Origin of the sequence: Streptomyces sp. NBC_01454 (genome assembly GCF_036227565.1) — a bacterium.
Taxonomy (GTDB): Bacteria; Actinomycetota; Actinomycetes; order Streptomycetales; family Streptomycetaceae; genus Streptomyces.
The window spans coordinates 2,760,212-2,783,745 of sequence record NZ_CP109460.1 but is presented as its reverse complement, the minus strand read 5'-3'; the positions used below and the strand labels follow the sequence as shown (position 1 = coordinate 2,783,745).

Sequence of the window (23,534 nt, the reverse complement as noted above, 5' to 3'; positions counted from 1 at the left end):
AGGTCCGTCACCGCACCCCACACCCACCCGCCCGCCGCAGGCGCAACGGCGAACAACCCCCACGGCGGGAAGCCAGAACGTTGGAAGTCAGCCAAGCGCAGCGGACCGGCCCGCCGCAGGCGCAACGGCGAGAAACAACCACGGCGGAAAAGCCGACAACGTGGGAAGCCAGCCCAGCGCAGCGGATTGTCAGTGGCGACCGCTACGGTTTTCGCTGTGTCAGCTCGCCTCACCGACCCCGAGCAGCTCAAGGAGCTCCTCGGCATCCCGTTCACACCGGAGCAGACGGAGTGCATCACCGCCCCGCCCGCCCCGCAGGTCATCGTGGCCGGAGCCGGCTCCGGCAAGACCACGGTCATGGCCGCACGCGTCGTGTGGCTGGTCGGCACCGGCCAGGTCGCCCCCGAGCAGGTCCTCGGCCTGACCTTCACCAACAAGGCGGCCGGCGAGCTGGCCGAACGCGTCCGGGCCGCCCTCCTCGCCGCCGGCGTCACCGACCCGGACGCCCTCCCGCTCGACGACGGCGGAGCCGCCACCGGCCAGCCCCCCGGAGAGCCGCGGATCTCCACCTACCACGCCTTCGCCGGCCAGCTCCTCAAGGACCACGGCCTGCGCGTCGGCCTGGAACCCAGCGCCCGGCTCCTCGCCGACGCCACCCGCTTCCAGCTCGCCGCCCGCACCCTGCGCACCGCCCCCGGCCCCTACCCGTCCCTCACCACCTCCCTGCCCTCCCTTGTGGAGGACCTCCTCGCCCTCGACGCCGAACTCTCCGAGCACCTCGTCGACCCCGCCGCACTCCGCGCCCACGACACCGAGCTGCTCGCCGCCCTCGACGGCGTCACCCTCACCAACGCCGACCTGCGCAAGGCCCCCGAAACCGCCCGCGGCCGCCTGGAACTCCTCGACCTCGTCACCGCCTACCGGGACGAGAAGCGCCGCCGCGACCTCCTCGACTTCGGCGACCAGATCGCCCACTCCGCCACCCTCGCCACCACCCGTCCCGAGGTCGGCCGCCTCCTGCGCGACGAATTCCGCGTCGTCCTCCTCGACGAGTACCAGGACACCTCCGTCGCCCAACGGCTATTGCTCTCCGGCCTCTTCGGCGCCGGCACCGGGGCTGCCACCGGGCATGCGGTCACCGCCGTCGGCGACCCCTGCCAGGCCATCTACGGCTGGCGCGGCGCCTCCGTGGCCAACCTCGACGACTTCCCCGCCCACTTCCCCTTCCCCGACGGCACCCCCGCCCGCCGCCTGGCCCTCAGCGAGAACCGCCGCAGCGGCGGCCGCCTCCTCGACCTCGCCAACGCACTCGCCGCCCCCCTCCGCGAACGGCACGAAGGCGTCGAGGCACTGCGCCCCGCCCCCGGCGCCGAGCGCGACGGCCTCGTCCGCTGCGCCCTGCTGCCCACCCACGCCGAAGAACTCACCTGGCTCGCCGACTCCCTCGCCCACCTCGTGGGCACCGGCACACCCCCCGGCGAGATCGCCGTGCTCTGCCGCACCGCCGCCGACTTCGCCCACATCCAGGGGGAACTCGTCGCCCGGGACGTCCCCGTCGAGGTCGTCGGCCTCTCCGGCCTGCTGCATCTGCCCGAGATCGCCGACCTCGTCGCCGTCTGCGACGTCCTCCAGGACCCCACCGCCAACGCCGCCCTGGTCCGCCTGCTGACCGGCCCCCGCTGGCGGATCGGCCCCCGCGACCTCGCGCTCCTGGGCCGCCGCGCCCGCACCCTCGTCCACCACCAGGCCCCCTCCGACGACCCGGCACAACGCCTCGCCCAGGCCGTCGAGGGCGTCGACCCGGCCGAGACCATCTCGCTCGCCGACGCCCTCGACACCTTCCTGGCGGCCGACGGCCCCGATGACGGCCTCCCCTTCTCCGCCGAGGCCCGGGTCCGCTTCGCCCACCTCGCCACCGAACTCCGCGACCTGCGCCGCTCCCTCGGCGACCCCCTCATGGACGTACTCCACCGGGTCCTGGCCACCACCGGCCTGGAGGTCGAGCTGTCCGCCTCACCCCACGCCCTCGCCGCCCGCCGCCGCGAAACCCTCGGCACCTTCCTCGACATCGCGGCCGGCTTCGCCGCCAAACAGGGTGGCGAATCCCTCGACGGCGACGCCACCCTCCTCGCCTTCCTCGGCTTTCTGCGCACCGCCGTCCAGTACGAAAAGGGCCTGGACAGTTCCCTGCCCGGCGGCGACAACACCGTCAAGGTGCTGACCGCCCACAAGTCCAAGGGCCTGGAATGGGACGTCGTCGCCGTACCCGGCCTGGTCACCAAGCAGTTCCCCAGCGAACAGGCCCGCGAGTCCTGGACCAGCCGGCCCAAGGTCCTCCCGCACACCCTGCGCGGTGACGCCGCCACCCTCCCCGACGTCACGGAATGGACCGCCCGCGGCCTGAAAGACTTCAAGGAGGCGATGAAGCACCACCAGGAAACCGAGGAACTCCGCCTCGGCTACGTCACCTTCACCCGCCCCCGCTCCCTGCTGCTCGGCTCCGGCCACTGGTGGGGACCCCACCAGAAGCGGCCGCGCGGCCCGTCCGTCTTCCTGGAGGCGCTGCGCACCCACTGCGAAGCCGGACACGGCGAGATCGAGCACTGGGCCGCGGCCCCCGAGGACGGCGAGGAGAACCCGGCTCTCGCCGAAGCCGCCACCGAACAGGCCTGGCCACTGCCCCTCGACCCCACGGCCACCGCCCGCCGCCGCGCCGCCGCCGCCACCGTCCACGCCCACCTGGCCCGCCGGACGGACGATCCGGCACCCCCCTTTGCCACCCCGGCCGCCCTCCCCGCCCACGACCCCGAGTGGCCGCCGGCCCCGGCCGACGACGACGCCTGGGACACGGACCCGTTCGACGTCCCGGAAGCCGACCCGTTCGACGGTCCCGAGGCCGACCCGTTCGACGGCCCCGAAGCCGAGCCGTTCGACGACCCCTTCGACGACGCCCCGCCGCACGACCTCCCCGACGCCGCCCCGGCCCCGCCCCGCCCCCGTATCGGCGCCCAGCGCGCCACGGAGCCCGACCTCACCGACCCGGACGACGCTCCCCACGACGGCCACACCGCGCCCCACGAGGAGGCGCCCGCCACCCTCCTCCCCGAGGAACGCCGCACCGTCGGCTCCTGGGACCGTGACCTGGAGGCGCTCGCCGCCGAACTGCGCCGCTCCCGCGCCACCGTCCGCGAGGTCCCGCTGCCCTCCGCGCTCAGCGCCACCCAGCTGCTCCGCCTCGCCGCCGACCCGGACGGCTTCGCCCGCGAACTGGCCCGCCCCATGCCGCGCCCGCCACAACCCGGCGCCCGCCGCGGCACCCGCTTCCACGCCTGGGTCGAATCCCGCTTCGAAGAGCTGACCCTGCCCCTGCTCGGCCCCGACGAGCTGCCGGGCGCCGAAGAGGGCGAGGACGCCCAGATCGCCGACGAACACGACCTCGAAACCCTCAAGGAAGCCTTCGCCCGCACCCCCTACGCCCACCGCACCCCCTTCCGTGTCGAGGCGCCCTTCCAGCTGACGCTCGCCGGACGGGTGATCCGCGGCCGCATCGACGCCGTCTACAAGGAGCCCGGCCCCCACGGCGACCGCTTCGAGATCGTCGACTGGAAAACCGGCCGCACCCACACCGCCGACCCCCTCCAGCTGGCCGTCTACCGCCTCGCCTGGGCCGAGCGCCACGGCCTCGAGCCCGCCGCCGTCGACGCCGCCTTCCTCTACGTCCGCAGCGGCGAGGTGGTCAGACCCGCCCGGCTGCCCGGCCGGGCCGGACTCGAACGCATCCTGCTCGGCGAGACCGCCGACGGGCATCCCCCGGAAGGCCGATAGGCTCGGCCATATGAGCACCACCCCGGACAGCGCCGTCCGCGCGTACCTCGCCGCCCACCGCGAAGCCTTCCTCGACGACCTCGCCGAATGGCTGCGCATCCCCTCCGTGTCCGCCGACCCGGAACGCGCCGGCGACGTGCGCCGCAGCGCCGAATGGCTCGCCGCGAAGCTCACCGAAACGGGCTTCCCGACCAGCGAGATCTGGGAAACCGGCGGCCTGCCCGCGGTCTTCGCCGAATGGCCCTCCGGGGACCCGTCCGCACCCACCGTGCTCGTCTACGGCCACCACGACGTCCAGCCCGCCGCCCACGAGGACGGCTGGCACACCGACCCCTTCGTCCCGCAGACCGTCGACGGCAAGCTCTACGCCCGCGGTGCCGCCGACGACAAGGGACAGGTCTTCTTCCACACCCTGGGCGTCCGCGCACACCTCGCCGCCACCGGCCGCACCGCCCCCGCCGTCAACCTCAAGCTGCTCATCGAGGGCGAGGAGGAGTCCGGCTCACCGAACTTCCCGGCCCTGATCGAGAAGCACGCCGACCGCCTCGCCTGCGACACGGTGGTCGTCTCCGACACCGGCATGTGGTCGAGGGACACCCCCACCGTCTGCACCGGCATGCGCGGCCTGACGGACTGTCAGATCGATCTCCACGGCCCCGACCAGGACATCCACTCCGGCTCGTTCGGCGGCGCGGTCCCCAACCCCGCCACCGAGGCCGCCCGGCTGGCCGCCGCCCTGCACGACACCGACCGCCGCGTCGCCGTCCCCGGCTTCTACGACGGCGTGATCGAGCTCACCGCCCGCGAGCGGGCACTCTTCGCCGAGCTGCCCTTCGACGAGGAGGAGTGGCTGCGCACCGCGCACTCCCACGCCTCCCTCGGCGAGGCCGGCAGCACGACCCTGGAGCGCATCTGGGCCCGCCCCACCGCCGAGGTCAACGGCATCAGCGGCGGCTACCAGGGCCCCGGCGGCAAGACCGTCGTCCCCTCCACCGCCCAGCTGAAGCTCTCCTTCCGGCTGGTCGCCGGCCAGGACGCGGCCGCCGTCCAGCAGTCCGTCCGCGACTGGGTCGCCGCGCGGCTCCCGGCCGGCATCCGCCACGAGATCACCTTCTGGGGCGCCACCCGCCCCTGCCTCACCCCGCTCGACCACCCCGCCCTCCAGTCCGTCGTCCGCGCCATGGGCCGGGCGTTCGGCCAGAAGATCCGCTTCACCCGCGAAGGCGGTTCCGGGCCGGCGGCCGACCTCCAGGACGTCCTCGGCGTCCCGGTCCTCTTCCTCGGCATCTCCGTCCCCTCCGACGGCTGGCACGCCCCGAACGAAAAGGTCGAACTCGACCTGCTGATGAAGGGCGTCGAGACCACCGCCCACCTGTGGGGCGACCTGGCGGAGACCTGGCGCCCCGCTTGACCGGACGCGCACCGCCGCACCGTTCCGCGCCCGCACGCAGCAATCACCCACGCCACAGGGGGAGTTGGAAACAGCAGTGACCACCTGGACCGACCACACCGCCGACCGGCCGCTCACGTTCAGCGCGCCGAGCGGGATCGACCGCTCGGCCCACCACCGTCTCGACGAGGCCTGGCTGGCGGCGGCCTGGAGCCACCCGACGACGCGCGTCTTCGTGGTGTCCGGTGGCCAGGCACTGATCGACGACACCCCCGACGGCCGCACCGAACTGATCATGACGCCGACCTTCGAGGCGCCCCTGACCGAGGCGCACCGCTACTACCTCGGCACCGACGACGAGGGCGTGAGCTACTTCGCCCTCCAGAAGGACTCGCTGCCCGGACGCATGGACCAGTCCGCGCGCCCGGCGGGCCTGCGCGAGGCCGGCCTGCTGCTGTCGCCCCGCGACGCCGGTCTCCTCGTCCACGCCGTGGCCCTCGAAAACTGGCAGCGCCTGCACCGCTTCTGCTCACGCTGCGGCGAACGCACCGTCATCGCCGCCGCCGGCCACATCCGACGCTGCCCGGCCTGCGGTGCCGAGCACTACCCGCGCACCGACCCGGCCGTGATCATGCTCGTCACGGATGAGGAGGACCGCGCCCTCCTCGGCCGTCAGGTGCACTGGCCCGAGGGCCGCTTCTCCACGCTTGCGGGCTTCGTCGAGCCGGGCGAGTCCATCGAGCACTCGGTGGCCCGTGAGGTCTTCGAGGAGGCCGGCGTGGTCGTCGGCGACGTCGAGTACATCGCCAGCCAGCCCTGGCCCTTCCCCTCCAGCCTGATGCTGGGCTTCATGGCCCGCGCCACCTCGTCCGAGATCCAGGTCGACGGCGAGGAGATCGAAGAGGCCCGCTGGTTCTCCCGCGAGGACCTGCGCGCCGCCTTCGAATCCGGCGAGGTCCTCCCGCCGTACGGCATCTCCATCGCCGCCCGCCTGATCGAGCTCTGGTACGGCAAGCCGCTGCCCAAGCCGTGACCGGCGCGAGGGCGGGATACGGCGCTGAGCGCGCTGCGAGGGCCGCGCGGGCGTAGCGCCGTCACCGGCGCGCGGAAGGCCGCCGGCCGGGTCCCACAGGGACTCCGGCCGGCGGCCCGGGGCCGGACGCCGGCCTTCCGCGCGCCGGAGGTCGTGCGTGTCAGACGCCGACCTCTGGGGTCAGACGCCGACCTTCTGCTTGACCTGCGCAAGGGACGGGTTGGTCAGCGTCGAGCCGTCGGGGAACAGCACGGTCGGAACCGTCTGGTTGCCGCCGTTCGCCTTCTCCACGAACTCCGCCGACTCCGGGTCGTGCTCGATGTTGATCTCGGTGTACGTGATGCCCTCGCGGTCCATCTGGCCCTTCAGCCGACGGCAGTAACCGCACCAGGTCGTGCTGTACATCGTCACAGTGCCCGCCATGCGCCCCGTGCTCCTTCGATAAGTCGTGATCCGATATCACCCGCCGGCTGTGTTCGGCGCGGCCAAGCACCACAACGTACATCGGGGGCCGGCCATTCCCGGCGGGGGGAGCTGGGGGGCCGGGCGCGGGCCCAGTCCGGCCCAGCCCGGCTCGGCTCGGCTCGGCTAGGCCCAGCGTGGCTCGGCCCGAGTGTGAGCCCGATCTCGTAGGCCGGCCTTGGGGGCCCCACCCCCACCCCCTCCCCACCCCACGCCCCCACCGACCGAAGCCGTCGCCCCCCCCGAGCTGCCCCCGACCCAGCCAAAGCCACCCCTGGCCCGTCCCCGGCCCCGTCCCCGGCCCCAGCCCTGCCCCTGCCCCCGGCCTCCCGCCGCTCCGCATCCTCCCGCTCGCCTGCCGCTGACTCAGCAAAGCATTTGCCGGGCCTGCGCGTCGGCCGTTGTCCACAGCGGACGCGATACGTAGGACCGGGGAGGGCGGCTGTGGACAGGTTTCCCGGGCGCCTCTGCGGACCTGGCAGCATGGCGGGGTGACAGCAGCAACGGACTCCTCTCCTTTCCCGCAGGTGCCGGACTCGGCCGACGCGGTGCTCGAAGGGCTCGACCCCGAGCAGCGCGAGGTCGCGACGGCTCTGCACGGTCCGGTGTGTGTGCTGGCCGGCGCCGGCACGGGCAAGACCCGCGCGATCACCCACCGGATCGCGTACGGCGTGCGCGCCGGGATCCTGCAGCCCGCGAGTGTGCTCGCTGTCACGTTCACGGCGCGGGCGGCAGGTGAGATGCGCGGCCGGCTGCGGCAGCTCGGTGCCGGCGGGGTCCAGGCCAGGACGTTCCACTCCGCGGCGCTGCGCCAGCTGCAGTTCTTCTGGCCGAAGGCCGTCGGCGGTGAGGTCCCGCGGCTGCTGGAGCGCAAGATCCAGGTGGTCGCCGAGGCCGCCGCCCGCTGCCGCATCCGGCTGGACCGTAATGAGCTGCGGGATGTCACGGCCGAGATCGAGTGGTCCAAGGTCACCCAGACCGTGCCGGCCGACTATCCGGCCGCGGTTATCAAGGCCGGCCGTGAGGCCCCTCGCGACCCGGCGGAAGTCGGGCAGATCTACGGGACGTACGAGGAGCTCAAGCGGGAGCGGGGCCGCATCGACTTCGAGGATGTGCTGCTGCTCACGGTGGGGGTGCTGCAGGACCGGCACGACATCGCCGAGCAGGTCCGTTCGCAGTACCAGCACTTCGTCGTGGACGAGTACCAGGACGTCAGCCCGCTCCAGCAGCGGCTGCTGGAGCTGTGGCTGGGGGACCGCGACACTCTCTGTGTGGTCGGCGACGCCAGCCAGACGATCTACAGCTTCACCGGGGCCACCCCCGACCATCTCCTCAACTTCCGTACGCGCCATCCACAGGCGACGGTCGTCAAGCTCGTCCGTGACTACCGTTCCAGCCCGCAGGTCGTGCATCTCGCCAACGGTCTGCTCTCCCAGGCCAAGGGGCGTGCCGCCGAGCACCGCCTGGAGCTGATCTCGCAGCGCGAGGCGGGCCCCGAGCCGGTGTACACGGAGTACGCCGACGAGCCCGCCGAGGCCGAGGGCACCGCCCGCCGGATCCGCGATCTGATCGCCTCCGGCGTGCCGGCCAGCGAGATCGCCGTGCTCTTCCGCGTCAATGCCCAGTCCGAGGTCTATGAGCAGGCGCTGGCCGATGTCGGTGTGCCGTATCAGCTGCGGGGCGCCGAGCGGTTCTTCGAGCGCCCGGAGGTACGGGAGGCGGGCGTCAAGCTGCGGGGCGCCGCCCGCTTCGGCGGCAACGACGCGCTGCTCGACGACGCCGTGGACCTGCCGTCCGAGGTGCGGGCGGTGCTCAGCGACATGGGCTGGACCAGCCGGCCGCCGGCTGGTTCCGGCGCGGTGCGCGACCGCTGGGAGTCGCTGGCGGCTCTGGTGCGGCTCGCCGAGGACTTCGCCGGGGCGCGGCCCGCGGCCACTCTCGCCGATCTCGTCGCCGAGTTGGACGAGCGGGCCAACGCCCAGCACGCCCCGACGGTTGAAGGGGTCACGCTCGCGTCCCTGCACGCGGCCAAGGGCCTGGAGTGGGACGCCGTGTTCCTGGTCGGTCTGACCGAAGGCATGATGCCGATCACCTACGCCAGGACCGACGAGCAGGTGGAGGAGGAGCGCCGGCTGCTGTATGTCGGCGTCACCCGCGCCCGGTTGCATCTGGGCCTGTCCTGGTCGCTGTCCCGTTCGCCCGGGGGGCGGGCCTCCCGCCGCGCCAGCCGGTTCCTGACCGGCCTGCGGCCCGGTTCGGGGACGGTGCCCGGCCGTCGCACGCCGGGCGCGGTCTCCGGGGGCGTCGAGCGCGGCGAGGGGACGGCGGCGGTGGCGCGGCGTCCGCGGCACCGCAGTCCGGCGCGCTGCCGGGTCTGCAACCGGACGCTGACGGACGCGGGCGAGATGAAGCTGATGCGGTGCGAGGACTGCCCCTCGGAGCTCGACGAGGCGCTGTACGCGCGGCTGTGCGAGTGGCGGACCGAGCAGGCGGCGCGTTCCCGGCAGCCCGCCTACTGCGTCTTCACCGACAAGACCCTGATGGCGATCGCGGAGGCCGTTCCGGGAACCGCATCGGAGCTCGCGGTCATCTCAGGAGTGGGGCGGCGCAAGTTCGACCGTTACGGCAGTGACGTGCTGGCGATCTGCGCCGGCGAGGAGCTCGTGGGAGCCTCGGAAGAGGCGTCCGAAGGACCCGCGGAAAACTCGTCGGAAAAATAGTTTGCGCCCGCGGAGCACAGCCCCATAGCCTTCGGGAGCAACGGAGACAACGGTTTCTTTCCGAGATCCGCTCGATCCGTGATGTACTTGAACGCCCTGGAACGGGATTCCCGGTCCACCGAGACGCCGAGAGGAGGCGAGCCCAGTGATCAGCTTCATTGAGACGAACAAAATGACCGATCTCTCGGTCGCCGCCTGCCCGCTCGGCACTTCGCTCCTTGGCACCGGTCTGTCCGGCTTCGGCCGCCCGTCCGGTACCGAGGTCGCGCGCCCCGAGTCCCTCGCTGTGCTGACGCGCAGTGAGCGCACCGCGCGACCGACCGAGGCACCTGCGGTAGCAGCAGTGGCGGCATCGGCGAATGCCCTTGCCTTCGCGGCGGCCAACGGTGCCGAATCCCGGCAGCAGTACCAGACGCATGACATGTGGGCCTACCGCGGCCTCGAACCCTGGAGAGATCCAGCCTGATCAGCGAGATCAGGTCGGCACCTTCCAGGGCCGCGGAACCCACACCGGGATCCGCGGCCCTTTTGTTTGCCCCAGCGTCCGGCCACCAGCCGGACCGAACAGACGAGGAACACACCACCGTGCAACTGCAGACGCACACCCCGTCCGTAGCGACCGACCTGATCCCTCCGCCTGACCCTCAGGAGAACTCCTTGCTTCCCCTCACCGAGCTCGACGACGAGATCGACCGCCTCGGCGCCGCTGTTCCGTGCCGCACCTACGACCCGGAGGTCTTCTTCGCGGAGTCCCCGGCCGACGTCGAGTACGCCAAGACCCTGTGTCAGACCTGTCCGGTGCGTGAGGCATGCCTCGCCGGCGCCAAGGACCGGCGTGAGCCGTGGGGCGTCTGGGGCGGCGAACTCTTCGTCCAGGGCGTCGTCGTGCCCCGGAAGCGGCCGCGTGGCCGTCCGCGCAAGAACCCGGTTGTGGCATGAACGCCTTCGGTACAGGAACGATCGACCATCCCGTCACCCGGGATCCCCAGAAGCAGGACCTCACGATGAACCCCACTCTCACCGACACCCCCGTCCCCGTGAATGCCGATGCGATCGAGTCGCGTCAGAACAGGAACCTCGCCATGCAACTCATCCCAGAAGCCCTGGCACGTGCGCATATGCACGAACGCCTGCGGGAGGCCGAATCAGAACGCAGGGCCCATCGGCTCGCCGCCGCGAGGCGTATGCAGCGGCGTGCCGAGCGCGCTTCGCTCCGGGCCCGCCGTGCGCTGGCCATGGCCGTGATGCAGTAAGGCGGTGCACTGATGCCGCCGTCCACGGGGTCCGTCCGACAGGGCGGGCCCCGTGGTGCGTGGGATCCCGTGTGTTGCGGAGGACGGGGCTATCGTCGGACGGTGGACCAGAGGACGCATGAACAGGCGGAACTGGCGGACGGGAACACGGAGTGTGCCGGCTGCGGCGCGGTCGCCGAGGGCCCCCCGCCGACCTGGACGCTCTCCGTCGAGAACGGTGAGCGCCGCTACTACTGCGACACCTGCGCGCGGAAGAACATCCGCGCCATCGAGGGACGCCTGGATTCAAGCTGGTGGTGAGGCCGGGCGTCACCACCGGGGGAGTGGGGCCGGGATAGCCCCCGGGAGCGGCCCGGCCGCGCCGGCATGCGCCGCAGACATGCCGGGCCGGCCACCGTGCCCGCTCTTGTCCGCTCCCGTGGCCGGAGCGGACAAGAGGCCCGGCCCACGGGCTCAGGCCCTGGTCTCCTCGACGGCCCCCTTGCGGAGTCCCGCACCGACGGCTGTGCCGGTCTCCGTATCGAGTTCTGTCCCGTGCTCCGCGCCGAGGGCGGTGGTGACCTCGGTGACGTCCGGGCCGGGCGGCTCCTCCTCGGGGACGAAGCCGGGCAGCCAGGCCTCCAGTTCGTCGCGCAGCCGTACCGTCGCCCCCAGCTGGCACAGCACCCCGATCGTGCTCAGCGTCACCCGGTGGATCAACAGATAGGCGGGCGGCAGATTGAGCTGCTTGCCCAACTGATGGGCGGGGGAGCGCAGATCGCCGACCCGCGCCGCCTGATGGCGCATCCAGCTCCGGGTGAAGGTGAACTCGTCCGCCTGAGCCGGTTCGATGATCGGCAGCAGGTACTCCAGCACCGCGTCCGGTTCCAGCTCGATGGACTCGCGGACGAAGCCCTCCTCGCAGAGCAGCTGGTAGACGGCGTCCGCCTCGCCGTCGAGCGTCATCCGCAGCGAGCTGCCGATCGTCGGCGGCAGTCCGTCGGGCAGCCGGTCCACGGTGCCGAAGTCCAGCACCCCCAGCCGCCACTCCCCGACCGGGCCGTCCGGGTCGTCCCCGGCCAGCAGCCGGAAGTTGCCCGGGTGTGGATCGGCGTGCAGCAGACCCGTACGGGCCGGGCCGGAGAAGAGGAAGCGGGCCAGGAGCTGACCGGCCCGGTCCCGCTGCTCGTTGGTGCCGTCCGTGATCACCTCGGACAGCGGTACCCCGTCCATCCACTCCGTCACCAGCACCTGCTCGCACTGGTGCACCACGGACGGCACCACCACGTCCGGGTCGTCGGCGAACTCCTCGGCGTGTGCCCGCTGAGCCTCGGCCTCCAGGGAGTAGTCCAGCTCCTCCGAGACCCGGTCGCGCAGCTCGGTGATCAGCGGTTTGACGTCCATACCCGGCATCAGCGGGCCCAGCAGCCGGGCGAACCGGCTCAGCTGCGTCAGATCCGACAGCAGCGCCTGGCCCGCGCCCGGATACTGCACCTTGACGGCCACCTCGCGGCCGTCGTGCCACACCGCACGGTGCACCTGCCCGATCGAGGCCGCCGCCGCCGGCTTGTCCTCGAACTCTTCGAACAGCTCCCGCCACTCCTCGCCGAGCTGCTCCGCCAGCACCGCGTGCACCGCGCTCGTCGGCATCGGCGGCGCCGCTTCCTGAAGCTTCGTCAGGGCGGCGCGGTAGGGGCCGGCGATCTCCTCGGGCAGCGCCGACTCGAAGACGGACAGCGCCTGCCCGAACTTCATCGCCCCGCCCTTCAGCTCCCCGAGCACCTTGAAGAGCTGTTCCGCCGTGCGCTGTTGAAGCTCGCGGCCGACGATCTCGGCGGATCTGCCGCCGATCCGCTTGCCCAGGCCCCAGGTGGCACGGCCGGCGAACCCCAGTGGCAGCGCGGCCAGCTTGGCGGTACGGGTGACCGCCTTGCGGGGAAGATCAGACATGCGCCCCTCCAACTCACACTGTCCCCCAACCGGGGTTACTCCGTCATTGTGGCGTGTCACGGCCGAGGATCCGAGGCGCCTGCCGTACACGGTGCAGCGGCGGCACCGCAGGCGCACTCCGGATGCGGCGCGACCGGCACCGTCCGTACCTCGGCACAGGGCGCGGCGAGTTCCATCCGCGCCCCTGTGCACGGCGGCAGTTCACCGTCGAGGAACGTCAGCGCCTGGAGGGCGGCGACGCCCGCGACCGTGGTTGCCAACGCGGCATCACAAGCCGGTACCGCGGGTGAACCGCGACCCGACCGCCACTGCGCGAGCAGCCGCGGCCAGGCCGGCTCCGCGTCCGTGCGGTGCAGCTCGTCGCAGCGGGCACAGGCCGAACCACCGGGCAGCACCAGCGGACCCACCACTCCCGTGCCCTCGATCACCCCCGCGTAAAGGTGCGGGATGCCGGCAGTCAGCAGTGGCTCGGACAGCACGGGGTCGGGGGCGTACGCGCCGAGGCCGTCGCGCGGGGCGAGCACCACCAGGGACAGACCCGGCTCACCGCACTCGCTGACCGGGACCCTCGGGCGCGGGGTACGGCTCCAGGGAGAGGCCTGGCGGACCAGCCGTTGCGCGGCGGCGCTGCGCCGCTCGCCGGTCCGCTCGGCCGACAGCCCACCGGGCAGCACGTCCTCCGGCTGGACCGTGCCGCCGTCGAGCACCTCCACCCGGCCGATGCCCGAGGCCGAGAGCAGCGCCGCGATCGCGGCACCGACCCGGCCCGCCCCCTTGACCCTGGCCCGGATCGCCCGGCGGGCCCCCATCCGGCCCAGCGCGCCCGCGGGCTCCGGATGCCGCACCGAGAGAGAGGCCAGGTCGGGCCGCAGCTGTGAGAAGGCCGCATGGTCGGCGCGGACCGCCTCGGCCGCCGGGCCGCCCTCGGCGGGGGCCTCCAGCAGCCCGGCCGCGCCGAGGCGTTCGACCACGCCCCGTACGTGTGCGGGCGGGAGGTCGAGTAACGCCGCCTCCTCCGTCAGTTGCCGCAGGTCGCGTGTGCCGTCCAGCAGCGACAGGAAGCTTCCCGTCGCCGTGTCGACCGGGCCGACCACCTTCGCGTGGGCCGGTGCCACGCCGAACCGCACGGTTTCCCTGTCCCGCCAGCCGCGCCGCAGCGCGGGCTTGAGCATCGGATGCCTCATCTGTGCCCCCGTCCTTCGTCGTCCGGCCCCCAGCATGCGCCGTGCGGCGGATCGGTGCGGAAGTTATCCACAGGCGGGGGGTCAGTCGTACGCGCTGTGCACGCCATGGAGTGGTTCGGCGGCGAACCGACCGCGGGGCGGGACTTCCCGCAACGACAGCGGGTAACGTCGGGCGCGTGCCCGCCGACCCTTCCGCCCACGGTTCAGGGGAGACACCTCTGCGCCGCGCCCCCGACACCTCACGCCGGACTGCCCCGAGCCCCACGGCCCAGGGAGCGGGCACCAGCGCCGTCGAGGTGCGCCGCAGCTCACGACGGCGCAGAACGGTCTCCGCATACCGCGAGGGCGACCGCACGGTCGTCCTGATTCCGGCGCGGATGTCCGAGGCCGAGGAGCGGCGCTGGGTCACCGTCATGCTGGACAAGCTCGCCGCCCAGGAGAGCAAGCGGATACTGGGCGACGGCGAGCTGGCCGCGCGCGCCGGGCGGCTGTCCGGCCAGTATCTGGAGGGCCGGGCCCGCCCGGCGTCGGTGCGCTGGGTGACCAACCAGAACACCCGCTGGGGCTCGTGCACACCGGCCGAGGGAAGCATCCGTCTCTCGCACCGGCTCCAGGGCATGCCCGAGTACGTCATCGACTACGTCCTGCTGCACGAGCTCGCCCATCTGCTGGTCCCCGGTCACGGGCCCCGGTTCTGGAGCCTGCTGGAGTGCTACCCCCGTACGGAACGGGCCCGTGGCTACCTCGAAGGGGTGGTCGCGGCCGACCGGCTGCCCCATCTGCCCGCCGCCCGCGGCGAATGAGTCCGCGCGGCGCGCCCACCTCCGTCGTGCCCCGGCATCGCCCGCTGTCGGCGCCAGCGGTTAGCCTGGCCGCGCAGAGGAACTCACAGCGGGAGCGGGGGACGGGCGTTACGTATGGCCAGGGAATTCCAGCGCGGCCACAAGGCCAAAATCGGTGATCTCACGGCGGGAACGGATCTGTACGTCGGCGTGCAGATCGCCGGGCCCGGCCTGACCTTCGACATCAGCTGCTTCGGTCTGGACGCCGACGAGCGGCTCTCCGACGACCGGTACTTCATCTTCTTCAACCAGCCGACCTCGCCCGAGGAGTCGATCCAGCTGCTCGGCCCGCAGGCCGGCGACAGCGAGTCCTTCCGGGTCACCCTCGACAAGATTCCGCCGCAGATCCAGAAGCTCACCTTCACCGCCGCACTCGACGGCGCGGGCCAGGTCTCCCGGATCGGGCCCGGCTACCTCCGGATCGTGGCCGGCGGCGAAGAGGTCGCCCGCTACTCCTTCACCGGCAGCGAGTTCAGCACCGAACGCGCCGTCATGCTCGGCGACTTCTACCTCAAGGACGTCTGGCGGTTCGCCGCCGTCGGCCAGGGCTTCGACGGCGGTCTGGACGCGCTGCTGAAGAACTTCGGCGGCGAGGTCGCCGAGGAGGACGGGGCCGTACCCGAGCAGCCCGCCGCGGCGCAGGGCGTGCCCGGCTTCGCGCCCCCGTCCGGGCCGGCCGCCCCCGCACCGTCCTTCGGTGCGCCCGCGACCGAGCCCGTACCGCAGCAGCCCGTGCCCGCCGCCGCGGCGCCCCCGGCCGCCCCGCAGCCGGCGCCCGCGCAGCCCACCGCCCCGCAGATGCACAGCGCGCCCACCATCGCCGCGCCCCTGGCTCCGCCCGCCGGCCCGGTACCGCCGCCCGGTGTGCCCGGACCGCCCGGCCAGCAGCCGCCCGCCCCCTACGGGCAGCCGGCGCCCGGTCAGGACCCGTACGGCCACCCGCAGACCGTCCCCGGCGGCTTCCCCGGCCAGCAGGCCCCGCAGGCACCGCCCTACGGGCAGCCGGCCCCGCCGCCCGGTGCCCCGTATCCCGGCGCCCAGGCCCCGGCGGTCCCCCAGGGCGGCGGCCCCGGCCTCGGTGCCGTCCTGGACAAGTACAAGGAAGCACCCACCGGCCGGCGCTGGGCCCCGCAGAACAGCAAGCTGATCCGGGTCGACCTCGGCGTCGACGGCCAGCCGGTGCTCGCCCGCCAGGGCAGCATGGTGCTCTACCAGGGCAAGGTCGACTTCGGCTACAAGGGCGCCGGCTTCCGCGGCCGGATCGTCGGCAACGCCACCGGCCAGGAAATGCAGCTGATGCGCTGCACCGGCCAGGGCCAGGTCTTCTTCGCCGAGAACAGCGCCCATGTGCACCCCATCGAGCTGCAGGGCGACGCGATCTGTGTGTCCGCCGACAGCGTCCTCGCCTTCGACGAGTCGCTGCAGCACGAGGTCCGCCGCATCGAGGGCCACGGCATCCCCGGTGGCGCCCTGTTCACCATGCAGTTCCACGGGACCGGCACCCTCGTCGTCAAGACCCAGGGCACCCCGGTCGTGCTGCCGGTCACCCCGACCACCTTCGCCGACGCCAACGCCATCGTGGCCTGGTCCGCCGGCTCGCAGGTGATCATCTCCAGCCAGGTCAGCCTGCGCCGGCACGCCTTCCCGGGCCACTCCGGCGAGACCGTGAACCTCCAGTTCCGCGGTGCGCCCGGCAACTTCATCGTCGTCCAGCCCTACGAGGTCTGAGGGAGCCCGAAAAGTCATGAACCAGCAGCAGCTGTCGGGCTACGCCCCGACCCCGCCCGCCGCCCGTATGGAGAACCACGGCAGCGCCATGGTGAAGATCGCCATGCAGAGCGGCCAGGACATCTTCGCCCGCACCGGCTCCATGGTCGCCTACGAGGGCTTCGTCCAGTACGAGCCGAACCCTCCCGCCGTCCGCCAGATGGCCTCCCAGTGGCTCACCGGCGAAGGCGCGCCCCTGATGAAGTGCTCCGGCGACGGCGTGCTCTACCTCGCCGACTACGGCGCCGATGTCGTCTGCATCCACCTCAACGACGACGCCCTCTCCGTCAACGGCACCAACCTCCTCGCCTTCGACACCCAGCTCCAGTGGGGAGTGCAGCGCGTCAAGGGCATGGCGAAGTTCGCCGGCCAGGGGCTCTTCAACGTCGGGATCTCCGGCACCGGCTGGGTCGCGCTGACCTCCCGTGGCACCCCCATCGTCGTCGACTGCGGCCGCGGCGAGGACGAGACCTATGTGGACCCCGACGCCCTGGTCGCCTGGTCGACCCATCTGAAGATGAAGGGCAAGCGCAGCTTCAAGGCGTCCTCGATGATCGGGCGCGGCAGCGGCGAGGCATACCAACTGGGCTTCTCCGGCCAGGGGTTCGTCGTCGTCCAGCCCAGCGAGGACAGCACCGACCGGCTCCGGGCCCGGGGCTGAGGGGGAGGACCGAACACGCCATGCAGAGTCCGCTTTTCGCCTTCACCGAGGCACAGACCCAGGACCGCTACGCCCTGCAGAACAACCAGTTGCTGCGCGTCGCCCTCCAGGGCCACGAGGACGTCCTCGCCCGTAAGGGCGCGATGGTCGCCTACCAGGGGCTGCTCGAATTCGACGGCAACTACCAGACGCCCGGCCAGCACCGGGCCCGCGCCCACTCCGGCGAGGGCCTCGACCTGATGCGCGTCTCCGGGCAGGGGACGGTCTATCTGGCCAACCTCGCCCAGTACGTCCATGTCGTCGACGTCGATCACGACGGCCTCACCGTCGACAGCAGCTACGTCCTCGCGCTGGACTCCGGCCTCCACTGGGACGTCGTCGCCGTCGACAGCCAGTACGGCATCTCCGGGACCGGCAAGTACCAGCTCAACATCTCCGGGCAGGGCAAGGTCGTCCTGATGACCTCCGGCCAGCCCCTGATGCTGCAGGTCACGCCCGAGAAGTACGTCAACGCCGACGCCGACGCGGTGGTCGCCTGGTCCGCCTCGCTGCGCGTCCAGATGCAGGCGCAGACGCACTCCTCCGGGGTGTGGCGCCGCCGCGGCAACACCGGTGAGGGCTGGGAACTCAGCTTCCTCGGCCAGGGCTACGCACTGGTCCAGCCCAGCGAGCTGCTGCCGCCGCAGAACGCCGTCATGGGCTCCGGTATGGCCGCCCAGTTCGGCATGGGTCAGCAGGGCGCCCGGGGACACAACCAGGGCAACATCTTCACCAACTGACCCCCGCCGACGCCCTGTGAGGGCCAGCGACGGCGCCCGCCCCGGGAAGACCGGGACGGGCGCCGCGGCCGCTGTCTAGAGCAGTGCGCGGGTACGGTCCACCAGCCGCACCACCGATGCGTCGGCGATGCCGGGCACCTCGTCATAGGTGAACCACCGCAGGTCCAGCGACTCGTCGCTGATCGCCGCCACCGCGCCCTCGGGCGCCAGCGCCGCGTACTGGACGTCCAGATGCACCGCGCAGGGCGTGAGGTGGCGGTCCAGCCGCACCGGACCGCCGGGCAGCAGCGTCAGCCCCCGCGCGATCCCGGACTCCTCCCGCGCCTCCCGCAGCGCCGCCCCGGCGAGCGAGGAGTCCTCGGGTTCGCAGTGGCCGCCCATCTGCAGCCACATCTTCAGCTTGCGGTGCAGGGTGAGCAGCACGCTGCCGCCGGCCGGGTCGATCACCAGCGCGCTGGCCGTGACATGCCCCTCCTTGCAGGGCTTCCACATGCCGTCCCGATGGACGGCGAGATGGTCCAGATACGCCAGCCGCAGCTGTTCCTGTTCGGGGGACGGCGCGGGCCACTCCTTGAGCACCCGCGCCGCGTCCTCGTGCAGACTCACTTGTCGCCGTCGCCCTTGCTGTCGCCGTCGGCCTTGCCCTCGCCGGGGGTCTCGTCCGGGCCGTCGCTCTTCGGGGCGGGCTTGTGCAGATCCGGCTTGCCGCCGCTCGCGGCCTCGCCGAGCATCTTGTCGAGCTCGGAGAAGTCCGGCTGCTCGTGGTGCACGAACCCGTCCGGGTCGTCCAGGTCGGCCGCCGTCGGCAGCATGTCCGGGTGCTCCCACAGGCCGTCGCGGCCCTCCAGGCCCCGCGCGTCCGTCAGCGACGCCCACAGCCGCGAGGCGTCCCGCAGCCGCCGCGGCCGCAGCTGCAGGCCGATCAGCGTCGAGAACGTCTGCTCGGCGGGGCCACCGCTCGCCCGGCGCCGGCGCAGCGTCTCACGGAGCTTGTCCGACGACGGCAGATGCGGCTTGGCGGCGGCGTGCACCACCGCGTCCACCCAGCCCTCGACGAGCGCCAGGGCCGTCTCCAGCCGGGCCAGCGCCGCCTTCTGCTCCGGGGTGTCCTCGGGCTGGAACATGCCCTGCTGAAGGGCGTTCTGCAGCTCCTCGGGATGCTGCGGATCGATCTGGCCGACCACGTCCTCGAGCTTGGTCGTGTCGACCTTGATACCGCGCGCATAGCCCTCGACGGCACCGAAGAGATGCGAGCGCAGCCACGGCACATGGGCGAAGAGCCGCTGGTGGGCGGCCTCGCGCAGGGCCAGATACAGCCGCACCTCCTCCTGGGGCACGCCCAGGCCCTCGCCGAACGAGGCGATGTTGCCGGGCAGCAGCGCGGCCTTGCCGGCCGGGCCCAGCGGCAGTCCGATGTCCGTCGAACCGACGACCTCACTGGCCAGGACGCCCAGCGCCTGCCCGATCTGGGTGCCGAACATCGCGCCGCCCATGGAACGCATCATCCCCAGCAGCGGGCCGGCCATGGCCTGCATCTCCCCGGGGAGCACATCGCCCATCGCCGCCCCGACGCGCTCGGCGAGCGGATTGACCAGGTCCTTCCACACCGGCAGGGTCTCCTCGACCCACTCGGCGCGGCTCCAGGCCACCACCCCGGCGGAGCCCGACGGCAGCGACGTCACACCGTCCAGCCACAGGTCCGCCAGCCGTACGGCCTCCTCGACCGCGCTGCGCTCGCCCGGCGACAGGCTCGCGTCCTTGCTGCCGTCCTCGGCGCCCTGCGCGACGGTCTGGCGCGCGATGTCCTTGGCCATGTCCCAGTTCACCGGGCCGCCCTCGTAGGAGAGCATCTGGCCGAGCTTCTGGAAGGCCGCTCCCAGGTCACCAGGGTTCATTTCGCCGCCGGGGCCGCCCATGCCGCCGAAGAGCGCCGCGAACGGGTTGTCCGCGCCGCCGCTCCCGCCGCCGAACCCGAAGGGGTCCGCGGGGCCCTGGCTACCTCCCTGGCCGCCCTTCTTCTCGCCGTTGTCGCCGTCCTCCGGCTCCTCCGGCGGAAGGCCGAATCCAAATGGGGTGTCACTCACGGGGTTCCTCGGCTCGTAGGGCCGCCGACCAGGTGGCCGACGGCAGGCTGCCCACATCACCTCCAGCGTAGACACCCGGGCCGCTTCGGGGCTCGGTGCTTCGCTGTCCCGGTGGCTGCGGCAGGATGGACGCCACCTGGTGCGCACGCGTCACCACACGTACGCACTGAAGACAACCGCTGGAGACGCCCGGTGAGTTCCCCAGATCCGACCGTTCGCGCAGCGCGAAACGCTGCGGCCCAGACCGAGAAGGCAGACGACACCGCGGGCGGCACCGCGGGCCGGCCGCCGCGCCGGCCCGTCATCGCCGTCACCGGAGCCGCCTCCGGAGTCGGTGCGCTGCTCACCCGCGCCCTGGTCGCCTCCGACGAGGTCAAGGAGGTGGTGGCCATCGACGAGCGGCGCGGTGACATCGCCGAGGCGCACTGGCACGTCCTGGACGTCCGGGACCCGGCCATCGCCGACAAGCTGCGCGGCGTGGACGTCGTCGTCCACCTGGCGCTCGACCTCGACCTGGAGACCGACGCCGCGGCCCGCACCGCCTACAACGTGCGCGGCACCCAGACCGTGCTCACCGCCGCCGCTGCCGCCGGTGTCCACCGCGTGGTGCTGTGCACCTCCGCCATGGTCTACGGGGCGCTGCCCGACAACGACGTCCCCCTGGCCGAGGACGCCGAGCTGCACGCCACCGCGGACGCCACCGGCGTCGGCGACCTGCTGGAGATCGAGCACCTGGCACACCGCGCCCCCCGCGCACACCCGGGCCTGAACGTCACCGTTCTGCGCCCCGCCGTCCTGGTGGGCGGCACCGACACCGCGCTGACCCGGTACTTCGAGTCGCCCCGCCTCCTGGTCGTGGCCGGATCCCGCCCCGCCTGGCAGTTCTGCCATGTCGAGGACCTGGTCAGCGCCCTGGAGCACGCCGCGCTGGAGAAGGTCGAGGGCGAGCTGGCGGTCGGCTGTGACGGCTGGCTGGAGCAGGAGGAGGTCGAGGAGCTGTCCGGCATCCGGCGCATGGAGCTGCCGTCCTCGGTGGCCCTGGGTGCCGCGGCCCGGCTGCACCGCATCGGCCTGACGCCGTCGCCCGCCGGGGACCTCGCGTACACGATGTACCCGTGGGTGGTCAGCGGCAGCCGGCTGCACGACGCGGGCTGGCGGCCCCGGTGGACGAACGAGGAGGTGCTCGCCGAGCTCCTGGAGGAGGTCGCCGGACGCCACACCGTCGCCGGCCGCCGCCTGGGACGCAAGGACGCCACCGCCGCCGGGGCCGCCGGCGCCACCGTCGCCCTCCTGGGCACCGCGGCCCTGGTACGGCGGGCCCGCAAGGCACGCCGCCGTATCTGAGCGCGGACCGGGCCGCCGGCCTGGAGGAGTCTCCAGACGGCGGTCCGGACCACGGGCGGAAACGGCCATTCCCGCCGCGCCCCCCGGTGCGGCACGATGGACCCATGTCTGGCACGCCCTCCGCTTCGTCCCCCGGCCGCGACCACCCCGGTGAGCACGCCGCCGCGGAGCCGATCCGGCTCCTGGAGATCCGCGACACCCCCCTGTCGGTGGACGAGGTGTTCACGGCCGTCGGCGACGCGGCGGCCGGCGGCACCGCGCTGTTCGTCGGCACGGTCCGCTCGCACGACAACGGCGCCGACGTCGACGGCCTGGGCTACTCCGCGCACCCCAGCGCCGAGGCGGAGATGCGCCGGATCGCCGAGAAGGTGATCGCCGACTTCCCGGTGCGGGCGCTGGCCGCCGTCCACCGGGTGGGCGAGCTGCGCATCGGTGATCTCGCCGTGGTCGTCGCGGTGTCCTGCCCGCACCGGGGCGAGGCCTTCGAGGCCTGCCGCAAGCTGATCGACGACCTCAAGCACGAAGTCCCGATCTGGAAGCACCAGACGTTCTCGGACGGCACGGAGGAATGGGTGGGCGCCTGAACGGCTCCTCGGGGCGGCGGATTTCCGGGGGAAAATGAGGGGCGTGGCGGGCCGTTCCCGGGGCAGACGAGAGCACAGACGGGGCCGGCGGGGACCGTGCCGGCGCGAGGCATCCGGCCTGCGAAGACGGGGCGAACCGGTGCGTTGTGTTCCAGTTGCGTAACCCGCCCCCTGGCGTGAGCGTTGACCCCACAGATGGTTAATCTGCTTATTCGTCGATCTCGTCGAACATAGGGGTTGGGAGGTCGTTGATGGGTGCACTCCTGTGGCTGCTGATTCCGGTCAGTGCCGGGCTGATCGCCGCCGTGTGGAGCAGCTGGGCCCTGCGGAACCGCAAGACCGGGGATGTGGCCGAACTCGCGGGCTACGCCCGGTTCCGTGACGCCATGGAGAAGGAACACTCCGTCCCCGACCCCGCCTCGGATCCGGTCTGAGAACCGCCGTACGCACGCACCGGAAGGTGGCCCTTCAGCGGCCCCGCGCGGGCCGCTGAAGGGCCCTCGTACGGACGGCCCCGCGGGCCGGTTGTCATACCCGTCCCGTACTGTCGTTCCATGCCACGCCGCACCGCGACGCTGCTCGCCTCGACTCTGATGCTGATCGCGCTGCTCTGCGCGGGAGTGCTGATCCCTGTGCCGTACTCAGAGATGTCGCCGGGGCCCACGGTCAACACGCTCGGTGATCACGACGGCGAGCCGGTGCTGGCGATTTCCGGGCGCAAGACGTACCCGACGACCGGGCATCTCAACATGACCACGGTCCGCGTCACCGGCCCCGACTACACCATGAACCTCTTCGAGGCGGTGTACGGCTGGCTCGACCATGACAACGCCGTGGTGCCCCACAAGACCCTCTACCCCGAGGGGCAGACGGCCGAGCAGGCCGACCAGGAGAACGCCGAGGAGTTCAGCCAGTCCCAGGAGAGCGCCAAGGCCGCCGCCCTCGGCCAGCTGCACATCCCGGTCGCCGGCCAGACCGTGGTCGGCTCCGTCCTCAAGGACAAGCCGGCCGACGGGCGGCTGCACGCCGGCGATGTGATCAAGGCGGTGGACGGCACGGCGGTCAAGCAGACCGGCGATGTCGCCAAGCTCGTCACCCGGCACAAGCCCGGCCAGCCGGTGGTCTTCACGATCATCCCCGTCAAGGACGCCGCCGCGGCGGAGAAGCAGGGCAAGAAGCCCGCCACCGCCGGGCAGAAGCAGGTCACGATCACCACGCAGAAGGCGGACGACGGCCGCGCCGTCGTGGGCATCCAGGCCGCGGCGGATCACATCTTCCCGTTCCCCATCGACGTCAAGCTGGCCGATGTCGGCGGCCCGAGCGCCGGGCTGATGTTCGCCCTGGGCATCGTCGACAAGCTCACGCCCGGCGACATGACCGGCGGCAAGTTCGTGGCCGGCACGGGCACCATCGACGACAAGGGCAAGGTCGGCCCGATCGGCGGCATTTCGATGAAGACGGTCGGCGCGCGCGACAAGGGCGCGGAGTTCTTCCTGACACCCAAGGACAACTGCGCCACCGCCGCCAAGGACACCCCGCGCGGGCTCCGGCTGGTGAAGGTCGACACCATCGGTGACGCCGTCAAGGCGCTGGAGAAGATACGCAAGGGCGATCTCGCCGGCCTGCCCGGCTGCAGCCCGGCGGGCAAGTCCTAGCGGGCGGGCCGCGGGCCGGACG

21 protein-coding genes are annotated in these 23,534 nt (G+C 72.5%); 16 read left to right on the top strand and 5 right to left on the bottom strand.

Annotated features, from left to right (window positions below):
• The first annotated feature begins 216 nt into the window (after positions 1-216).
• From OIU81_RS12010 to nudC, 3 genes are all read left to right on the top strand, one after another.
• Positions 217-3,825, top strand: a complete 3,609-nt coding sequence (locus tag OIU81_RS12010) for an ATP-dependent DNA helicase (protein ID WP_329146662.1) — start codon at positions 217-219, stop codon at positions 3,823-3,825.
• Positions 3,826-3,835: 10 nt separating this feature from the next.
• A complete protein-coding gene (locus OIU81_RS12005) occupies positions 3,836-5,236 on the top strand; it encodes a dipeptidase (protein WP_329146660.1) in 1,401 nt (466 codons plus the stop codon).
• Between the two features lie 76 nt (positions 5,237-5,312).
• Positions 5,313-6,248 (top strand): NAD(+) diphosphatase, encoded by a 936-nt coding sequence (gene nudC, locus OIU81_RS12000; protein WP_249638857.1) that lies wholly within the window; start codon positions 5,313-5,315, stop codon positions 6,246-6,248.
• 180 nt (positions 6,249-6,428) lie between these two features.
• Here the strand turns inward: nudC and OIU81_RS11995 are convergent, their stop codons facing one another.
• Positions 6,429-6,671: a mycoredoxin gene (locus OIU81_RS11995; RefSeq protein ID WP_329146656.1), complete on the bottom strand. Its 243-nt coding sequence runs from the start codon at positions 6,669-6,671 to the stop codon at positions 6,429-6,431.
• Positions 6,672-7,201: 530 nt separating this feature from the next.
• On the opposite strand from OIU81_RS11995, the gene OIU81_RS11990 reads away from it, so the two are divergent.
• From OIU81_RS11990 to OIU81_RS11970, 5 genes are all read left to right on the top strand, one after another.
• Positions 7,202-9,430, top strand: coding sequence for an ATP-dependent DNA helicase UvrD2 (locus OIU81_RS11990; RefSeq protein ID WP_329146655.1), 2,229 nt, complete (start codon positions 7,202-7,204; stop codon positions 9,428-9,430).
• A 145-nt stretch (positions 9,431-9,575) separates the two neighbouring features.
• A complete protein-coding gene (locus OIU81_RS11985) occupies positions 9,576-9,896 on the top strand; it encodes a hypothetical protein (protein WP_329146653.1) in 321 nt (106 codons plus the stop codon).
• 119 nt (positions 9,897-10,015) lie between these two features.
• Positions 10,016-10,369, top strand: a complete 354-nt coding sequence (locus OIU81_RS11980) for a WhiB family transcriptional regulator (protein ID WP_189104249.1) — start codon at positions 10,016-10,018, stop codon at positions 10,367-10,369.
• Positions 10,366-10,683: a hypothetical protein gene (locus OIU81_RS11975; RefSeq protein ID WP_189104251.1), complete on the top strand. Its 318-nt coding sequence runs from the start codon at positions 10,366-10,368 to the stop codon at positions 10,681-10,683. The genes OIU81_RS11980 and OIU81_RS11975 overlap by 4 nt, the downstream gene beginning before the upstream one ends.
• A 102-nt stretch (positions 10,684-10,785) precedes the next feature.
• Positions 10,786-10,983: a hypothetical protein gene (locus OIU81_RS11970; RefSeq protein WP_329146645.1), complete on the top strand. Its 198-nt coding sequence runs from the start codon at positions 10,786-10,788 to the stop codon at positions 10,981-10,983.
• Positions 10,984-11,136: 153 nt separating this feature from the next.
• On the opposite strand, the gene OIU81_RS11965 is transcribed toward OIU81_RS11970, so the two are convergent.
• Both OIU81_RS11965 and OIU81_RS11960 read right to left on the bottom strand, forming a co-directional pair.
• Positions 11,137-12,612, bottom strand: a complete 1,476-nt coding sequence (locus tag OIU81_RS11965; RefSeq protein WP_329146643.1) for an ABC1 kinase family protein — start codon at positions 12,610-12,612, stop codon at positions 11,137-11,139.
• Between the two features lie 56 nt (positions 12,613-12,668).
• Entirely contained in the window at positions 12,669-13,796 is a 1,128-nt protein-coding gene (locus tag OIU81_RS11960; RefSeq protein ID WP_329146641.1) for a ThiF family adenylyltransferase, read from the bottom strand.
• Between the two features lie 176 nt (positions 13,797-13,972).
• Between OIU81_RS11960 and OIU81_RS11955 the strand changes: the two genes are divergently transcribed.
• The 4 genes from OIU81_RS11955 to OIU81_RS11940 all read left to right on the top strand — a co-directional run bounded on the left by OIU81_RS11955 (position 13,973) and on the right by OIU81_RS11940 (position 17,845).
• Positions 13,973-14,599, top strand: a complete 627-nt coding sequence (locus tag OIU81_RS11955) for a M48 metallopeptidase family protein (protein WP_443073974.1) — start codon at positions 13,973-13,975, stop codon at positions 14,597-14,599.
• A gap of 114 nt (positions 14,600-14,713) precedes the next feature.
• Positions 14,714-16,366 (top strand): TerD family protein, encoded by a 1,653-nt coding sequence (locus tag OIU81_RS11950; RefSeq protein ID WP_329146639.1) that lies wholly within the window; start codon positions 14,714-14,716, stop codon positions 16,364-16,366.
• A gap of 16 nt (positions 16,367-16,382) precedes the next feature.
• Positions 16,383-17,066: an AIM24 family protein gene (locus OIU81_RS11945; RefSeq protein ID WP_329146637.1), complete on the top strand. Its 684-nt coding sequence runs from the start codon at positions 16,383-16,385 to the stop codon at positions 17,064-17,066.
• Positions 17,067-17,086: 20 nt separating this feature from the next.
• Positions 17,087-17,845 (top strand): AIM24 family protein, encoded by a 759-nt coding sequence (locus OIU81_RS11940; protein WP_329146635.1) that lies wholly within the window; start codon positions 17,087-17,089, stop codon positions 17,843-17,845.
• Between the two features lie 75 nt (positions 17,846-17,920).
• On the opposite strand, the gene OIU81_RS11935 is transcribed toward OIU81_RS11940, so the two are convergent.
• Both OIU81_RS11935 and OIU81_RS11930 read right to left on the bottom strand, forming a co-directional pair.
• The gene (locus tag OIU81_RS11935; RefSeq protein WP_329146633.1) at positions 17,921-18,451 is read right to left on the bottom strand and encodes an NUDIX hydrolase; all 531 of its coding nucleotides are present in this window, start codon (positions 18,449-18,451) and stop codon (positions 17,921-17,923) included.
• Positions 18,448-19,929: a zinc-dependent metalloprotease gene (locus OIU81_RS11930; RefSeq protein ID WP_329146631.1), complete on the bottom strand. Its 1,482-nt coding sequence runs from the start codon at positions 19,927-19,929 to the stop codon at positions 18,448-18,450. The genes OIU81_RS11935 and OIU81_RS11930 overlap by 4 nt, the downstream gene beginning before the upstream one ends.
• Positions 19,930-20,121: 192 nt before the next feature.
• Between OIU81_RS11930 and OIU81_RS11925 the strand changes: the two genes are divergently transcribed.
• The 4 genes from OIU81_RS11925 (at position 20,122) to OIU81_RS11910 (ending at position 23,512) form a co-directional block, all read left to right on the top strand.
• Positions 20,122-21,273: an SDR family oxidoreductase gene (locus OIU81_RS11925; protein ID WP_329146629.1), complete on the top strand. Its 1,152-nt coding sequence runs from the start codon at positions 20,122-20,124 to the stop codon at positions 21,271-21,273.
• Positions 21,274-21,377: 104 nt separating this feature from the next.
• Positions 21,378-21,857 (top strand): molybdenum cofactor biosynthesis protein MoaE, encoded by a 480-nt coding sequence (locus tag OIU81_RS11920; protein ID WP_329146627.1) that lies wholly within the window; start codon positions 21,378-21,380, stop codon positions 21,855-21,857.
• A gap of 251 nt (positions 21,858-22,108) precedes the next feature.
• Positions 22,109-22,291, top strand: coding sequence for a hypothetical protein (locus tag OIU81_RS11915; protein WP_329146625.1), 183 nt, complete (start codon positions 22,109-22,111; stop codon positions 22,289-22,291).
• Positions 22,292-22,411: 120 nt separating this feature from the next.
• On the top strand, positions 22,412-23,512 hold the full coding sequence (locus OIU81_RS11910; RefSeq protein WP_329146623.1) for a YlbL family protein: 1,101 nt from the start codon (positions 22,412-22,414) through the stop codon (positions 23,510-23,512).
• Positions 23,513-23,534: the final 22 nt, after the last annotated feature.

Bases quoted from the DNA above. Each gene is read 5' to 3' on its own strand.
- OIU81_RS11960 (WP_329146641.1), bottom strand. From the start codon at position 13,796: ATGAGGCATCCGATGCTCAAGCCCGCGCTGCGGCGCGGCTGGCGGGAC.
- OIU81_RS11915 (WP_329146625.1), top strand. From the start codon at position 22,109: ATGGGTGCACTCCTGTGGCTGCTGATTCCGGTCAGTGCCGGGCTGATC.
- OIU81_RS11945 (WP_329146637.1), top strand. From the start codon at position 16,383: ATGAACCAGCAGCAGCTGTCGGGCTACGCCCCGACCCCGCCCGCCGCC.
- OIU81_RS11950 (WP_329146639.1), top strand. From the start codon at position 14,714: ATGGCCAGGGAATTCCAGCGCGGCCACAAGGCCAAAATCGGTGATCTC.
- OIU81_RS11975 (WP_189104251.1), top strand. From the start codon at position 10,366: ATGAACGCCTTCGGTACAGGAACGATCGACCATCCCGTCACCCGGGAT.
- OIU81_RS11920 (WP_329146627.1), top strand. From the start codon at position 21,378: ATGTCTGGCACGCCCTCCGCTTCGTCCCCCGGCCGCGACCACCCCGGT.
- OIU81_RS11995 (WP_329146656.1), bottom strand. From the start codon at position 6,671: ATGGCGGGCACTGTGACGATGTACAGCACGACCTGGTGCGGTTACTGC.
- OIU81_RS11910 (WP_329146623.1), top strand. From the start codon at position 22,412: ATGCCACGCCGCACCGCGACGCTGCTCGCCTCGACTCTGATGCTGATC.
- OIU81_RS12005 (WP_329146660.1), top strand. From the start codon at position 3,836: ATGAGCACCACCCCGGACAGCGCCGTCCGCGCGTACCTCGCCGCCCAC.
- OIU81_RS11965 (WP_329146643.1), bottom strand. From the start codon at position 12,612: ATGTCTGATCTTCCCCGCAAGGCGGTCACCCGTACCGCCAAGCTGGCC.
- OIU81_RS11940 (WP_329146635.1), top strand. From the start codon at position 17,087: ATGCAGAGTCCGCTTTTCGCCTTCACCGAGGCACAGACCCAGGACCGC.